This window comes from Nitrospinota bacterium, from assembly GCA_027619975.1.
Taxonomy (GTDB): domain Bacteria; phylum Nitrospinota; class Nitrospinia; order Nitrospinales; family VA-1; genus JADFGI01.
In genome coordinates this window covers 47,097-61,973 of record JAQCGX010000017.1, presented here as the reverse complement: position 1 = coordinate 61,973, position 14,877 = coordinate 47,097, and the positions used below count along the sequence as shown (strand labels likewise).

General features: G+C 47.9%; 13 protein-coding genes. 8 read left to right on the top strand and 5 right to left on the bottom strand.

Features of this window, described 5'->3' with window-relative positions; all coding sequences use genetic code 11:
• Positions 1-166 precede the first annotated feature (166 nt).
• Entirely contained in the window at positions 167-601 is a 435-nt protein-coding gene (locus O3C58_07815; GenBank protein MDA0691758.1) for a cytochrome c, read from the top strand.
• A gap of 96 nt (positions 602-697) precedes the next feature.
• On the opposite strand, the gene O3C58_07810 is transcribed toward O3C58_07815, so the two are convergent.
• Together O3C58_07810 and O3C58_07805 are read right to left on the bottom strand one after the other, a co-directional pair.
• On the bottom strand, positions 698-1,825 hold the full coding sequence (locus tag O3C58_07810) for a hybrid sensor histidine kinase/response regulator (protein ID MDA0691757.1): 1,128 nt from the start codon (positions 1,823-1,825) through the stop codon (positions 698-700).
• Positions 1,809-4,331 carry a CHASE domain-containing protein gene (locus O3C58_07805; GenBank protein MDA0691756.1) on the bottom strand — a complete coding sequence of 841 codons (2,523 nt, stop codon included), beginning with the start codon at positions 4,329-4,331 and terminating at the stop codon, positions 1,809-1,811. Before O3C58_07805 ends, O3C58_07810 begins: the two co-directional genes overlap by 17 nt.
• 237 nt (positions 4,332-4,568) lie before the next feature.
• Between O3C58_07805 and O3C58_07800 the strand changes: the two genes are divergently transcribed.
• A complete protein-coding gene (locus tag O3C58_07800) occupies positions 4,569-5,546 on the top strand; it encodes a GTP-binding protein (GenBank protein ID MDA0691755.1) in 978 nt (325 codons plus the stop codon).
• A 35-nt stretch (positions 5,547-5,581) separates the two neighbouring features.
• Positions 5,582-6,439 carry a DUF2971 domain-containing protein gene (locus tag O3C58_07795; protein ID MDA0691754.1) on the top strand — a complete coding sequence of 286 codons (858 nt, stop codon included), beginning with the start codon at positions 5,582-5,584 and terminating at the stop codon, positions 6,437-6,439.
• A gap of 141 nt (positions 6,440-6,580) precedes the next feature.
• Here the strand turns inward: O3C58_07795 and O3C58_07790 are convergent, their stop codons facing one another.
• The gene (locus O3C58_07790) at positions 6,581-8,731 is read right to left on the bottom strand and encodes a BatA domain-containing protein (GenBank protein MDA0691753.1); all 2,151 of its coding nucleotides are present in this window, start codon (positions 8,729-8,731) and stop codon (positions 6,581-6,583) included.
• Positions 8,732-8,915: 184 nt separating this feature from the next.
• Complete coding sequence (locus O3C58_07785; protein ID MDA0691752.1) at positions 8,916-9,827, bottom strand: DUF58 domain-containing protein; 912 nt, start codon at positions 9,825-9,827, stop codon at positions 8,916-8,918.
• A 240-nt stretch (positions 9,828-10,067) separates the two neighbouring features.
• Here O3C58_07785 and O3C58_07780 point away from each other — a divergent pair, with 240 nt between their 5' ends.
• On the top strand, positions 10,068-10,640 hold the full coding sequence (locus O3C58_07780) for a hypothetical protein (protein MDA0691751.1): 573 nt from the start codon (positions 10,068-10,070) through the stop codon (positions 10,638-10,640).
• Between the two features lie 100 nt (positions 10,641-10,740).
• Here O3C58_07780 and O3C58_07775 read toward each other — a convergent pair whose 3' ends face one another.
• A complete protein-coding gene (locus tag O3C58_07775) occupies positions 10,741-10,932 on the bottom strand; it encodes a hypothetical protein (GenBank protein ID MDA0691750.1) in 192 nt (63 codons plus the stop codon).
• A 243-nt stretch (positions 10,933-11,175) separates the two neighbouring features.
• On the opposite strand from O3C58_07775, the gene O3C58_07770 reads away from it, so the two are divergent.
• The 4 genes from O3C58_07770 (at position 11,176) to secF (ending at position 14,762) form a co-directional block, all read left to right on the top strand.
• Positions 11,176-11,703 carry a hypothetical protein gene (locus O3C58_07770; protein MDA0691749.1) on the top strand — a complete coding sequence of 176 codons (528 nt, stop codon included), beginning with the start codon at positions 11,176-11,178 and terminating at the stop codon, positions 11,701-11,703.
• 218 nt (positions 11,704-11,921) lie between these two features.
• On the top strand, positions 11,922-12,245 hold the full coding sequence (gene yajC, locus O3C58_07765; protein ID MDA0691748.1) for a preprotein translocase subunit YajC: 324 nt from the start codon (positions 11,922-11,924) through the stop codon (positions 12,243-12,245).
• A 3-nt stretch (positions 12,246-12,248) separates the two neighbouring features.
• A complete protein-coding gene (gene secD / locus O3C58_07760) occupies positions 12,249-13,802 on the top strand; it encodes a protein translocase subunit SecD (GenBank protein MDA0691747.1) in 1,554 nt (517 codons plus the stop codon).
• 51 nt (positions 13,803-13,853) lie between these two features.
• Complete coding sequence (gene secF / locus O3C58_07755; GenBank protein MDA0691746.1) at positions 13,854-14,762, top strand: protein translocase subunit SecF; 909 nt, start codon at positions 13,854-13,856, stop codon at positions 14,760-14,762.
• Positions 14,763-14,877: the final 115 nt, after the last annotated feature.

Genomic DNA, 14,877 nt, shown 5'->3' with positions numbered 1-14,877 from the left:
TCCTGCTGGTAAATATAAGGTAACTGCGTGGCATCCTTACGCTGGTGAGTCCTCTCAGGAAATCACGGTGACCGATGGGGATACCAAGGCCGATTTCGAGTTGGCTTCTAAATAGATTTTGAAAATGAAGACAGATTTAACTAAACGATTAAAAGGAGAAAGAAAAATGAAAAAAACAATGATCGTGATGACACTGGCATTATTCACTCTGTTTGTGGTGGGAACGGCTTATGCGGGCGGCAATTGCCCGCAGCCGAGGAAAACCAAAGCGGCTCCCTCTAATGTTGCCAGCATGGATAAAACCGCTTCTGCCGACGCGGCAAATGGGGAATTAATCTACACCAAAAATGCAAAGCCGATGGCTTGCAAAATGTGTCACGGCGATAAGGGCGATGGCGCTGGAAAACTTGGCGCGGCTTTGAAACCGTCTCCAAGAAACTTCGCATGTAGCGACACGATGAAAGATGTATCTGCCGGTCAGATGTTCTATGTCATCAAAAACGGTTCGGCGGGAACAGGCATGGTCGCACACGGCAAGACCTTGAAGGACAAGGAAATTTGGGATGTCGTCAAGTACATCCGCACCACCTGGGTCAAGTAGGCTGTTATACCTCCCCAGCCTACGGGCAGATCGCCAGTCTCCGGCGGTCTGCCCATTTTTTTGCGCGAGTATATCCACTATAAAAAATATCCACACTCAATTTTCCATGGGGATTTCAAAGCTGAAAGTGGATCCTGATTCGGAATGGCTGTCTACCGTTATTTGACCCTTATGGGCTTCTACCATTCTTTTGGCGATGGCCAGCCCCAAGCCATGGCTGGTTTCATTTCCCGTTGGTTTGGCTTTCAATTTTTGAAAATGTTTGAACAGTTTGTCCTGATCTTCCGCCGTTATGCCGGGCCCTTGATCGCGGACACTGAACTTTGCCCGGTTATCTTTTGCTTCCAGCGAGATATAAATGTTTTTTCCAGAGGGGGAGAATTTAATGGCGTTGGTCAACAGATTATCGATGACCTGGCTGATCCGATTGGGATCGAAATCAAATTCCGCCACCGCTCCTATATCCAGATGAAAGGTTATGTTTTTGCGATCGGCCACCACCTGATACATGCGAACCCGTTCTTCGACCAGTTGCTTCAGGGAACTCCGTTGGAAATGAAGATTGAGCTTGCCGCTTTCAATGATGGAAATGTTTAAAAGATCTTCCAACAGAGTCAGCATGTCTTGGCTCACCTTATGGATCGATTGCAGGAATTCTTTCTTAGTTTCTTCCGGCAGGATTTTGCCGTGATCGAGCAGGAGATTTGAAAACCCCTGGATGGCGGCGATCGGGTTTCTGAGGTCGTGCGACGCCATACCGAGAAATGTGTTTTTCAGATCGTTCAGTTCGGCAAGTTTTGCATTTTTGGCCTCAAGAGCTTGCATCAACCGTTGCATTTTGAGATGCAAATGGATGCGGGCGCAAACTTCTTCCCGCCTAAAGGGCTTGGTGATGTAGTCCACGCCGCCCAATGAAAATCCTTTGACGATGTCTTCCGTCTCATTTTTCGCGGTGATGAAAATGATGGGGATTTCACGCGTCTTTATATTCGCTTGCAAGCGCCGGCAGGTTTCAAATCCATCGATGCCCGGCATCATCACATCCAGCAAAATCAAATCGGGGGCGATGCGGGCGGCCAGGTCGAGAGCGGATTCCCCGCTGGGCGCCACGGAAATTTTGTACCCCTCCTTTTCCAGAAACTGATCGAGGACGTCGATATTGGCAGGGGTGTCGTCTACGATCAAAATTTGTTGTTCCTGCGATTCCTCAGGTTTCAGGTCCATTCGTTACCTTTTCTAAAAGGGCAAGGATTCCCTGCATGTCATACTTCCCGACCAGAGGTTGCAAATGAGAGAGGCAACTTTTCCCATCTTCTCCCAAGGATTCCAATTCCTGCATGCAGACTTTCAGGTCGGTGAGGCTGGACAAACCAGCGGCCTGTTTCAATCGATTGAGAATGGATTCCGGTAATTGAATTTTTGTAATAGCTAAAGTGTTTTCTGAATTGAAAACTGATTGCTTCTCTTCACTGATAAAACGTACTTCCAGCAGTTTTACAAGGCAGTTAAAAATATCTTCAATATGAAAAGGCTTGGGAATGAAATCGTCAAAACCTTTCGATAAGGTGGATTTCCTTTGGTGTTCGAAGGCCGAGGCGGAAATAGCAACGGTTTTGATATTTTGCGAACCAAAATCTTTTTTAATGATTTCCAGCGCCTGAAAGCCGTTCATCACCGGCATGCGCAGATCCATGAAAATAATATCCGGAGATTGGAGCCGAACCCGCTCCAGTGCTTGCTCGCCATTCACAGCAGTTAGAACTTCAATGCCGGCAGATGTCAGAATTTTGGACAGGACTTCCCGGTTTTGCTCATTGTCATCGACAACCAATGCTTTTACATGGCACCCTTCCGCCAGATGAAAATATTTAATGTTTTTTTGTTGGGCTGCACCCAGCGGGTTTTTGGCTGGAGGCAGGCACAAAGTAAATGCGAAACGAGAACCTTTCCCTGGCGCGGAATCCAGAGTCAGTATTCCATCCATCAGCTCAACATGTTTTTTCACGATGGCCAGCCCCAGACCGGTGCCACCTTTTTTCGCTCCTTCTTCTTCTTGATGAAAGGGTTCAAAGATGTTTTTTTGGTGTTCCCTGGGAATTCCTTTTCCTGTGTCGATAACCTCAAATAGAAAATGATTTGTCGTTTTAGGAACCACCCTGAAGGTGATTTCCCCTGCATCTACAAATTTCACGGCGTTGCCCAACAGATTGATCAGGACTTGTTTCAACTTGATTTCATCGCCGTGAACTACAATAGAATCTTCTTCAGGGAAATCGAGAATCCAGCGGATTTGTTTTTCCTGACAACGGGGCTGGAACATCGTGGAAATTCCATGTGCTAGTTCGATGAGGTCGAAGTCGGTGCGGTGCAGCTCCATTTTCCCCGCTTCGATCTTGGAGATATTTAAAATGTCGTTGATGAGTTGCAGGAGGTGATCGCCACTGCGTAAAATATTTTCGATGGTTTTATTCTGGGTCGAGTCCAGATGCTCGTTGCTCTTTAAGATCTGAGAGTAACCCAGTATGGCGTTCATGGGTGTGCGTATTTCATGGCTCATATTAGCCAGGAAGATACTTTTTGCTTTATTGGCCAATTCGGCATCCTCTTTGGCGGCGTGTAATTCTTTTTCGGCTTTTCTTCGAGCCGCATTTTCCAGTTTCAAATTGTCATTGGCCTGGGTCAGCTCCCCGGTGCGCGTGCGGACCTCGTTTTCCACCTGGCGGGTGCGGGAAGCCATCATCTCAAAAATAATGGCGAGAAAAATAGCGAACACCTGAACTCCGCCCGCTATCCACCATGCCGATTTTTTTTTAGGGCCGCCCATGAATTCATCCGTACCTTGCCAGAGCAAAAACCAGTTGCGATCGGAGAAGTTGATTAAGTTTTTGAATTCGCGGCGTGGATTTGGGAGAGGCTCTCCGTACAGTTTGTCGTTGCCGGAAGCTGCGTCCGCATCGTAAACGACCAGGTTGATGCCTTTCGCCTGGTAGGGTTGAACCATCTGGTTCATCATTTCGCCCACGCGGTAAAAACCGACCAGAAATCCATTTAAATTTTGTCTGCGATTCTCCAGGGTTACAGGAATTGTCTTGGTCTCGTAATAGGGGGCAAACACAAAAATCCCGGCATTGTTCTGGTTATCCTGCAGGTATTTGAATTTTTCCGAGGCCATGATTCTTTCGCTATCCCGCGACTCCCGGATCACCTTTTTAATAGAGGGGATACTGCTCAGGTCAAACCCGAACAAGGCGTCATTTCTTTTCAAGGGTTCCACGTAATGCACCGGATAGTATTCTTCCCTCTGAATGGCTTCAATCACAGTTCCCTCATCGGACTGTTCGGTGATGTGAAAATCGGGATAACCCTCAGTGGCCATTTTCCCTTCATAATATTCCCGCTGTGAATGGGATACTCTGGGCAACCAGATCAGGCTTTGAATGTAGGTGTTGTTTTTTAAAATGGGGATGACATAGGTTTCGAATTCTTCATCGGTGACAAATGAGGACGCGTTGAACAGCGACAAAACTCCCTGCAGTTCCCTTTCGATGACTTCCAGCTTTCCGCCCAGAATCAGGGTATTTTCCAATACGTCCTGTTTCAGTTGCTCAAACCACAATTCCTCCTGGCGGTCCCAAACCTCGAACAGAATGATGATCGCCAGCACAAACCCGCCGATCAAAACCGTCTTGGATTGTTTCGATAAATTTCCTAAGGAGAACCGTGAATTCATATTCTTATGAGGTCCAAGCGTTATTTATTGAGAAGGTAGGGCCGGGGCTCTTGCCGGATTTTAGTTTGACAGAAATAACAGGAATCTCAAGCCCCGTTCTAATGCAGAAAAATCCTGGCGATGGCGAATTTTCCGATATTTATTGCCCAAATTTGATAATTTAAAGCCACCTATTTTAACTCATTTGTAGTTGAGGCAACCGGCAAACATTTTTGCAGAAACCAAAGGCACCTTTCCATGACGAATCCTGATGAAAAAATATTGCCCGTGACCCTGTTGTCCGGGTTTCTGGGGGCGGGCAAGACCACGCTCCTCAACACCATTCTCAAAGGCAATCACGGCAAGCGCATCGCCGTGATCGAAAACGAATTTGGCGAAATTCCGATAGATCATGATCTGGTCATCGGCGCGGACGAGGACATCTTTGAAATGAACAACGGTTGCATCTGTTGTTCGATCAAGGGCGATCTCATTGCCACCTTGAACCGCTTGATCGAACGGCACGATAAATTCGACACTATATTGATCGAAAGCACCGGGCTTGCGTCTCCCGGTCCGATCGCGCAGGCATTTTTGCTCGAAGACGAAATCAATCATTCCCTCAAGCTCGATGGCGTGATCACGCTGGTCGATTGCCTGAACATCTGGAAGCATCTCGAAGAGGTGGAGGTGATGTGGGAACAGATCGCGTTTTCCAACGTCATCCTGCTCAACAAGATCGATCTTGTTTCCGCCGAAGAGTTAAAGAAAGTGGAAAGCCGCATCCGCAGTATCAACCCGACGGCGCGGATTATCCCCACGCAAAACGCCGCCGTCCCCCTGGATGCAATTTTAAATACCGGTGGCTTCGATCTGGAGACGGTCAAACCCCTAGAGGATTTCTCTATTCATGAGGGCGAACACGACCATTCCCACCCGGAAGAGGCGATCACCTCCGTGAGCATCACCCTTCCCGGTGAGTTGGATCGCAGTCGGTTTGTGAACTGGTTGCAGATGCTGCTCATCTTTGAGGGCATGGACGTCATGCGCGCCAAGGGGATTATGAACCTGAAAGATTCGGATCAGCGTCACATCTTCCAATGCGTGTACATGATGTTCGACAGTAAGAGCGACCGCCCCTGGGGCGACGAAATACGGGAAAATAAAATGGTCTTCATTGGCCGCGGCCTGGACCGGGAGCGTTTGGAGGAAGGGGTGAGGGGGTGTTTGGTTTGATTGAAATTACAATTTTATTTTGGATAGGGTTCTAGATGAGTATTTTTAAATACGTTACGGAAGATAGGTTGGATATATTAACAAATAGGCTTATCCGATTTACGCAACCCAATGCGTTCAATGACCCATTTGAAATGAAACCATTTTTGGACTCTCTAGGTTCCGAATGCAAGTTAGAGAAACATTTAAATAAAAATTGGGATTCATTATTAGAACAGGAGTATATGACATTATCCGAACAACATAGGTTAATGATTTCTCTAGACCAATTTAAAACCATTGCGGACACCCAAAAATATGTTGTTAAGGATAATTTATTTCAAGTCAATCAAACTAATAATGTTGTTGGTGAAATTGGAAATACTATAAACTCAACATTTGAAAAAATAATCGGTATTCTTTGTTTAACAAAAAATCCAAAAAATTTGCTAATGTGGGCTCATTATACAGATAGCCACAAGGGTTTTGTTATTGAATTTGATGAATTACATCCCTTTTTAAATAGTAAAAGATCTGGAAACGATGAGTTTTTTCATTTAAGAGAGGTAAAATATTCTACAGAAAGACCAAATTGGAATTTAATGGAGGTAGAGAGCTTTAATGTTTTTTTAACGAAAAGCCAGGAGTGGGCCTACGAGGAAGAGTGGCGAATGTTGAGACCTTTAAAAGGGGAAGAAAATAGAATCTCTAATCAAACCAATGATATTTATCTTTTTTCGTGTCCTTTGGAGGCGATAAAATCAATAATCATGGGGTGTCGAATGACCCAAGCTAGGCGCGAAGAAATTAAATCTATATTAAAAAAGGATAAAGAATGTTCACACATAGAATTATTCCAATCAGCAGAAGAGGAAAAACTATTTTCTTTAAAATTTGAGCAGATAAATATCTAATTCACTCCCGCCTTACCATAAAATTTTCCCAGAGGAGCATTCCCTCCACCCGTGCTATTTACAAATCGTCACGTTCGTCATTGCGTCGCTACGCTCGCAATGATGGTCAAATGATTTTTCTACTTTTCAGATCAGAAATTCTCACTCCCGCCTCACCATCCACCCCTCCCAGAGGAGCATGCCCGCCACCAAGAGGAGAAACGGGGTGGATAGAGGGGTGCCACCGGAGGCATTGCCGGGTTCCTGAAATTTTGTGCCGGATGCAAACCGCACCTGCAGGTTGCCCATCAGCTTCGTTACTTCCTCATTGGTAATTTTATCGGCAATCGATTCGCGCGTGTCGATGTTCACCGTGAAGGTTCCTGCAGGCTGAGCGTTGTCCGGCAGTTTGGGGAGGGTTTGCGAATCCAGCGTTTGCGCATCCGCAGATTTTTCTTTCGCGGCATCATCCTGGCGGAACAGCCGATAGACACCGGGACGAAAAGTTTCTTCATATCTTGCCCCGGCCAGTTGGGAGATGCGCCCGCTGGGCGATTCTACAAATAGCTGGCTTCCCGGAGCCGCTTCTTTCCACTCAAACGGCTCGCCTATTAATAAATTCTGTTGGAGGATGCTTTCCAGCCCGCGTGCCGAATACTTCACCCAGCGCTGAATCCAGGGAAGAAAGGTCGGTTGAATGGGAAAATTGTTCCAGTCGCGGTCCACACTGGACACGTAGAGCACCACCTTGCCCTTGCCGAACTCCGACTCCACCACGGCGGAGTACTGGTTGGTGAATCTTAAGGGAACGGTGAACTCGCGGTTTTCTCTGGGTTCCACGCTGTAGAGGGAATTGAAGCGGATGGTCTTCATCTCTTCCAGAGATTTGGCTGTGAAAATTTTTAAAACCGGGTGATCGCTTTTTTTGACATCAAGGCGGAAGGGTTCATCACTCCTTCCGACCTGGTGCAGGGAGGCTAAGGACACGGGAAGCAGGTTGCCGAGTTTCTCATTATAGTATTTAGGGTCCGTTTGATCGCCCAGCGAGAGGAACAATGCGCCGCCGCGGCTAACGTATTTTTCCAACTCGCGCTCGTAATCGAACGGCAGGTCGCGGATGTTCGCCAGCATCACCACCGAAAAATCGAACAGGTTGCGCACCGGCAGTTCCTCCAGCGTCGAGACGGTGGGTTCGATATTGGACAGTGCCACAGTGAAAGGGTTTAAAGCGTTTTCCAGGTAAAATGATTCGCGCTGATGCGCCACAGTTCTGGGGTCGCCGTCCACCACCAGCACCTTGATCTTTTGATCCGGCTGGAAGGAGAAAAACCGTTTGTTGTCCGCAAGCAGGGAATCGTCGGGAATTTCGACGCTCCCCTGAATCGGGTCGCTGCCTTTGAGTGGGAAGGTGAATTCCTTTTTGACCTCTTGTCCTGCATCCAGTTTCAGCGTCCCTTCTGATTGCTGTTTGCCATTGATTGAGAGAGACACGTCCAGCTTGTGAATGGCACGGTCCGGCAGGAGGTTGGCAATCTGGGCTTTCACGCGCAGGACCCGGCTGTTGGTCAAAAACTCCTGGATGATTTCGGTCTGTTTCACCGCCGCTTGATTCCGCCCAGTTTGCAATGCGGAAAAATCCACAAGGGTCACAGAGTAGGGTTTTGACAGTGCCTCTTCGGGAAACTCTTCCGCCTTCCAGCCGTTTTTATCGCGGTCGGTGAAGATGATAATCCGCTTATCCTTTTTTGAGGTTTTATCAAGGAGCTGGACTGCCTTTTCCACGGCTTTGCCGATGCTGGTGGTTTGAAACGAGGGCTTGGAGGTCTTGAGCAGTTTTTCCGCCAGGGAAGGGTCTGCCGTCCAATCTTGCAAAAGGCGGGTGGAGGCAGAAGCCAGAACGATGCTGAAAACATTTTTGGTTCCCAGGTTGCCGATGGGCTGAAGCAACGATTCTACAGCTTTGGCGTATAAAGTGTGTTTGTCCGAACGCATTCCCATGCTGTAGGAGTCATCGAGAATGAAAACGGTGGCCGACGGGGCTTGGGGAAGAAAATCTTCCGGTCCGCCAAAAGAGAATATCGGGTGGGCCAACGCCAGGCTGAGCAGCAGGATGCCCAGACAGCGAATCAACAGCAACAGTAAGCGGTTGGGGGGGGATTTTTTGGCCGACCGCTTCTGCGACTGAAGCAAAAGATAGACGGCGGAAAAACGGATGTGTTTCTGCTGACGCTTGGTCATCAGGTGAATCAGCACGGGAATGGCTATTCCCAGTAACCCTAAAAGATAAATGGGGGAGAGGAAATTCAGGTTCATAGAATGGGACCCCCTCCCTGGCAAAAAGAGAGGTTATTTGTCCCCCCTTCTGTGAAGGGGGTTAGGGGGACTTGCGAACCTCTTGCTAATAAGAAAAATTGGAATAATGAAAGACCCACAGGAGAAATCCCCCTAACCCCCTTTAAAAAGGGGGAATTTATTCTCCATAGCTGAATAATCACTTTCATACTTTACCTAAACTTTGGCGCTTCAGAAGATAGTAACTCAGGGCCTGTTCCAGCGGCGTGGTGGTTTCAAGGAAAACATAATCCACACGCAAGCCCAGGCACAGGCTGCGGTACGACTCGATCTGGCTCTGGATGGCCTGCTGGTATTCCTCGCGCACGTCTTGCGGGTCGAGACCGATGTCGGGGTCGTCTTCCAGCGATTCAAAAACAATATCTCCTTCAAAAGGAAGCGACACTTCGTCTGGATGGAGAACGTGAAAGAGCACCACTTCCAGCCCCCGCGAAACCAGAAGCTTGAGATCTTTGTGGATATCGTCCTCTTTGGCCAGAAGATCGGAAACCAGAATCAGCATGCCGCGGCTTTGCAAACGTTCCACCAGCTTGCCGACCACCGTGTCGATGCGCGTGGTCCCTCCGGGTTCCAGGGTGGCAAGCCCGTGCAGGATGTGTTGCAGGTGCGAGGTCTTGGACCGGGGCGGAATGTGTTGAATGACTTGATCGTTAAATAACGCCAGCCCCACCGCATCAAATTGTTTCAAAAGCAGACAGGACAGGGAGGCCACCAGAGTCCGGGCGTAATCCATTTTGGTGAGGTCCGTTTGATTCGGGGACTCATAGCCCATCGACCCACTGCAATCGAGCAAAATGGTGCATTTGAGGTTGGTGGACTGCTCGAACTGCTTCACATGATATTTGTCGGTCTTGCCCACCACTTTCCAGTCGATGTGGCGAATTTCATCGCCGGGAGAGTAATCCTTATATTCTGCAAACTCGACGCTTGACCCCTTATGGCGGCTTCTGTGTTGGCCGGACAGCAACCCCTCCACCAGATTCAGCGCCCGCATTTTCAAGGAGGAGACCTTGGATAGAACTTCAGGATCGTAGGAAAAGGACTCTTTTTCTTGCATGACAGGTTTTCAATTCAAAGGGATAGGGCGGTATTCGCAGTATAATCTTAGAATTTAAGGCCCTGTTTGGCAAATTAAAAAGGCCGGTTCCCTGTTCGGAAGCCAAATTCCATCACCTTGCCGGTTGACAATGGAATAAAGGTTTATACAATAAAACCTTGCGTCAGATTAGAATCCGGAACGGCCCGGACAGTCTGTGCTGACAGCTCTTCCAAACTAAAAGAAAAAAGGGTCTCAAATATGAATAAACCTTTTAATGACGAACCTGTGGAAGTTCTGGTCAAAAAGCATCTGACCCGGGCAGGAACGGTGCTCGACCTCAGGCTCAAATACATTGGCGATGCAGGGTTGAAATATCTGGCCGAATGTGAAGAACTGGTGGGGTTGCAGGAATTGAATCTGGAGAGAAATGAAATCACCGATGCGGGGATCAAGGCCCTGGCCGATTCAAAAGTCATTACCGGGCTGAAAGTCCTGCATCTGGAGCGCAATGACATTGGTGATGAGGGTGCGAAGTCCATCGCAAAATCTCCGGTATTCTCGCACCTGTCGATACTCAATTTGTGGAAAAATAAAATAGGATCGGAAGGTGCTAAGGAACTGGCCCAGTCCATCAATCTGGTGAGTTTGGATTCCCTGGACCTGGCGCAAAACCAGATGGGGGATGACGGAGCCAAGGCCCTGGCTGAAAGTCAGACCTTGACGGGATTAAAATATCTGGAGGTTTTTGGAAATTCCCTGACGGAAGAAGGGAAGAAACTCCTGAAGGAGAGCGAGAACTTTTCGAACCTGCAAACCCTGGTCCTGGAATAAATCACGGACCTTTGGTATCTCATTACGAGCGATGTCTTAAGCTGGAAGACGAAGTCCCTGAGTCCTGCTCAATTACAGAACTCAGGGATAGGAAGCGTTATTAAACTGTGGTATCAACAATGTTTCCCGTGGCTTTGGGGCCGCTGGAAGTAGTTGCTTGGGTGGCGTGAGTTGTCGATTCGGCTGAATTAAGAGCCGCCTGTCCTTCCTGTTTCTGGGCGGACTGTGCCTTGCCAGTGGTGGCGGCTGGAATTTGATGAGATGCTGCGCTCACATTACCTATGGAACTCATGAATAAATCTCCTGGATTAATTAAACCAAAACTTAATTGGCATATCGGAATTAAAAGTAATAACTTTAAGGTTTGGGGATAAAATTTCCTGTTTTGTATGGAATAGTTGATTTTTATAGAATTCTGATCGAAGATGAGGGGCTAAAATGTTATTTTATTTGCAAAATAGCTATATCTGACGCATCCGGTTTGGTAATTGGTTTATAAATACGGAATTTCTAATCTGGAAGGAGTGAGGGTTTCATGAGTAAATTAATTTGTAGTTTATTGGTGGTTTTTTTTCTAACGGGGATGCCGTCATCACCGGCATTGGTTTCTGCTGCATCCAGTTGCGACACTTCGATCACCACCATTTGCACCATAGAGATCTGGTTAGGTCATAACCAGAAAAAGCGCAAAAAAGAATTGCAGGGAACCCTTGAATCCAAATCCATAAAAGTTTTAAGAAATACCATCCAGTATTGGAAGCCAAAAGGGGGGCACCCGCCGACAAATATCGCACTCGGCAGTGGTTTGAGCGCCGAAGATGCCCGGAGGGCAATCGACCTGGCGTTGGAATATAATGATGAAATTAACGGGTTGATCCACCAGCGTCTCAACCCTCCGAACTACGTCGCCATCGCGACTTCCGCCTGGGATGATAAATCTGAAACACCAATCACTCCAGATCAACTGGCGGCACTGAGGGATAGCAAGCTCACAACCGAAGAATTTCACCGTTTGTACCGCGAACTGACCCAGGAAGCAACCGTGGAGCAGAAATTTTATTAGTGATTTTCTTGGGCTGTTCGGGTTATCTTGACAAGCCTCTATAGATTTGATAGAAGCAGGGCTTTCAACCGGACTTGGTTTTTCCCACGGAGTTCTCTTGATAAGAGTTTGAAATTCTGTACAATAGTTGTCCATATTCCCGGCACAGTCTGACGATAAGATAGCCAGGGCTGTCATACCTTGAATAATCGAATCCACTATAAATAGGGAATCATTTTATGCTTGATGTCGTATTTGCAATGTCACCTCCTCCAGAAGGTGCGGATGGGGCGGGCGGTGGCTTTTTGACGCTTTTGCCGCCGATGATTATGATGTTTGCCATCTTTTATTTCATCCTGATCCGGCCTCAGCAGAAAAAACAGAAAGAGGTCCAAAAATTACTGGACGATCTTAAAGAGGGCGACAATGTCGTGACCCTGAGTGGCATTCATGGCTCGATAAAAAAAATCAAAGACGACACGGTCATGCTTCAGATTGCTGACAACGTAAAAATAAAAATCAACCGGACGTCTATCGCCGCCCTAAAAACCGAAGGAAAGTGATAAATGTATAAAGACCTTAAGTGGAAGATTCCCCTGATTCTGGCAGTTGTTCTGGGAGCCGTATGGCTGTCCTATCCCATAAAGGAAAAGATTGCGTTGGGGTTGGATTTGCAGGGAGGGATGCATCTGATGCTGGAAGTTCAGGTCGAAAAAGCGGTTGAGGCCAGCCTGGAACGTATGGCGGACGATATCAAACGCGATGCGGAGAACGAAGACATCGAAATCGAGAAGGTCTCATCGAAACTGGAGGGCCGACGGGTCACGGTCTATCTGGTCGATGCTGTGGACCAGCCCCAGGTGCAAAAGATCATGGATGGCTATCCTTTTTTGGAGAAAAAAGAGGTTTCTCCAGACGGTCTGGCTCTGAATTTTCAGTTGACCGAGGGGCAGGCAGATAAAATTCGTAAAAATGCCGTTAATCAGGGGTTGGAAACTATCCGTAACCGGGTGGATCAATTTGGAGTGTCCGAACCCACGATTCAGGCCCAAGGGGAAGATCGCATTCTGATCCAGTTGCCCGGCGTCAAGGACCCGAAACGGGCCATCAATCTTATCGGCAAAACCGCCCGCCTGGAGTTTAAGCTCGTGGACGAGGGCCGCAGTGTCGAGGCGGCGATTCAGGGCGATCTCCCTGAAGAAGATGAGATTCTCTATCAGCGTCGGGAAAACAAAGAGACAGGAGAGGTTAAGCAGGAGCCTTATCTGTTAAAAAAACGCACCATTTTGACTGGCGAAACCCTGACCAGCGCAGAAGTCCGTTATGACCAGGACTATAATGAACCTTATGTGGCCATCACCTTTGACCGAGTCGGGGCATCGATCTTTAAACAAATCACCCGCGAGAACGTCAAGAAACGGCTGGCCATCGTTCTCGACAACAATGTGTATTCCGCACCCGTGATTCAGGATGAAATTTCCGGGGGTCGCGCCCAGATCACCGGGCGTTTTACCACTGAAGAAGCGCGCGATCTGGCGATCATCTTGCGAGCGGGAGCCCTACCTGCTCCGGTTGTGATCCTTGAAAACCGCACAGTAGGACCTTCCCTCGGAAAAGATTCGATTGATAAAGGCATCAGCTCGATCATTCTGGGCGGCATTTTGGTGCTCGTCTTTATCATCATTTATTACAAGCTGTCGGGTATGGTGGCGGTGACCGCTCTGTTTTTAAACATAGTGATACTGGTGGGAGCGTTAGCCTATTTTGGCGCGGCGCTCACCCTGCCTGGAATTGCTGGCATTATATTGACCGTGGGCATGGCCATCGATGCCAATGTGCTTATCTTTGAGCGCATTCGCGAGGAGATACGCCTTGGAAAAACCGTTCGCGCTGCTATTGATGCAGGGTTTGCCAAAGCCTTCCGGACGATTGTGGATGCAAATATAACAACATTCATTGCCGCCGTCGTGTTGTTCCAGTTCGGCACAGGGCCGATCAAGGGCTTTGCCATTACCTTGTGTATCGGCATTGCCGCGAGTATGTTCACCGCAGTTTTCGTCAGCCACGCTATGTTTGACAGCGCGATGAGCCGGAAAAAAATAACCCGTTTGAGCATTTGAGGGTCCCCAGTGAAATCAGGAACCTCCTGTTTAAACCTATGAAGAATTATTATGGAAATATTTAAGCGACCCACTGAAATCGATTTCATGGGGAAAATGCGTGCCGCCCTGATTTTTTCAGGAATTCTTATCCTTGCCAGCTTGATATCGGTTGGTGTGCAAGGTGGATTAAAATTCGGCATTGATTTTTCCGGAGGAACTTTGATTCAACTGCAATTTAAAACGGCTCCAGATATTAATAATATCCGGGATGGCCTCAAGACCATTGGTCTGGGCGAGAGCACGATCCAGGAATTCGGAACGAAAAATGACATTCTGATCCGGGTTCAGCGGTCGGAGGAAAAGCTGGAGGAGGTTGGTTCGCAAGTTAAAAATAGTTTAAAGGATAAGTTTAACCTCGACGATATTATCGTGGAGCGGGTTGAAATGGTGGGGCCCAAGGTGGGGCAAGACCTGCGCGAAAAGGCACTCCTCTCCATCGTCTATGCCATTATTGGCATTGTCATTTATATTTCCTGGCGCTTTGAATTACAGTATGCCATTGGTGCGGTCATTGCCCTCATTCATGACGTTTTGATTACGATGGGCGCTTTTTCGATCACCGATAAGGAGTTCTCCTTGGTGATCGTTGCCGCCTTTCTGACCATCATCGGTTATTCCCTCAACGACACCATTGTCATCTTTGACCGCATCCGTGAAAATATGCGGCGCCGGGGAAAAATCCCGCTCATGGAGTTGATCAACACCAGTATCAACCAGACCCTCAGTCGCACGCTTTTGACTTCGGGGACCACGTTGCTTGTGGTGCTGGCCCTGTTTTTCCAGGGCGGCGCGATCATCCATGATTTTTCCTTTGCCCTGCTGGTGGGAATTGTCATCGGGACGTATTCCTCAATTTTTGTTGCCAGCGTGTTTCTTGTTTACTGGGAGGCAAAATTTAAGGACAAGAAAACGGCTTGAATCTTCTTCTTTGGTAGGGTTTGTCGGCTCCAGTCCATCTCCCCGGCAACCCTACCTTTACTCAGCTTGCGCAACGGGTATTTTTCTTAAAAATTTGCATTCCCACCGACCCCCG

Bases quoted from the DNA above. Each gene is read 5' to 3' on its own strand.
- O3C58_07815 (MDA0691758.1), top strand. From the start codon at position 167: ATGAAAAAAACAATGATCGTGATGACACTGGCATTATTCACTCTGTTT.
- O3C58_07810 (MDA0691757.1), bottom strand. From the start codon at position 1,825: ATGGACCTGAAACCTGAGGAATCGCAGGAACAACAAATTTTGATCGTA.
- O3C58_07805 (MDA0691756.1), bottom strand. From the start codon at position 4,331: ATGAATTCACGGTTCTCCTTAGGAAATTTATCGAAACAATCCAAGACG.
- O3C58_07800 (MDA0691755.1), top strand. From the start codon at position 4,569: ATGACGAATCCTGATGAAAAAATATTGCCCGTGACCCTGTTGTCCGGG.
- O3C58_07795 (MDA0691754.1), top strand. From the start codon at position 5,582: ATGAGTATTTTTAAATACGTTACGGAAGATAGGTTGGATATATTAACA.
- O3C58_07790 (MDA0691753.1), bottom strand. From the start codon at position 8,731: ATGAACCTGAATTTCCTCTCCCCCATTTATCTTTTAGGGTTACTGGGA.
- O3C58_07785 (MDA0691752.1), bottom strand. From the start codon at position 9,827: ATGCAAGAAAAAGAGTCCTTTTCCTACGATCCTGAAGTTCTATCCAAG.
- O3C58_07780 (MDA0691751.1), top strand. From the start codon at position 10,068: ATGAATAAACCTTTTAATGACGAACCTGTGGAAGTTCTGGTCAAAAAG.
- O3C58_07775 (MDA0691750.1), bottom strand. From the start codon at position 10,932: ATGAGTTCCATAGGTAATGTGAGCGCAGCATCTCATCAAATTCCAGCC.
- O3C58_07770 (MDA0691749.1), top strand. From the start codon at position 11,176: ATGAGTAAATTAATTTGTAGTTTATTGGTGGTTTTTTTTCTAACGGGG.
- yajC (MDA0691748.1), top strand. From the start codon at position 11,922: ATGCTTGATGTCGTATTTGCAATGTCACCTCCTCCAGAAGGTGCGGAT.
- secD (MDA0691747.1), top strand. From the start codon at position 12,249: ATGTATAAAGACCTTAAGTGGAAGATTCCCCTGATTCTGGCAGTTGTT.
- secF (MDA0691746.1), top strand. From the start codon at position 13,854: ATGGAAATATTTAAGCGACCCACTGAAATCGATTTCATGGGGAAAATG.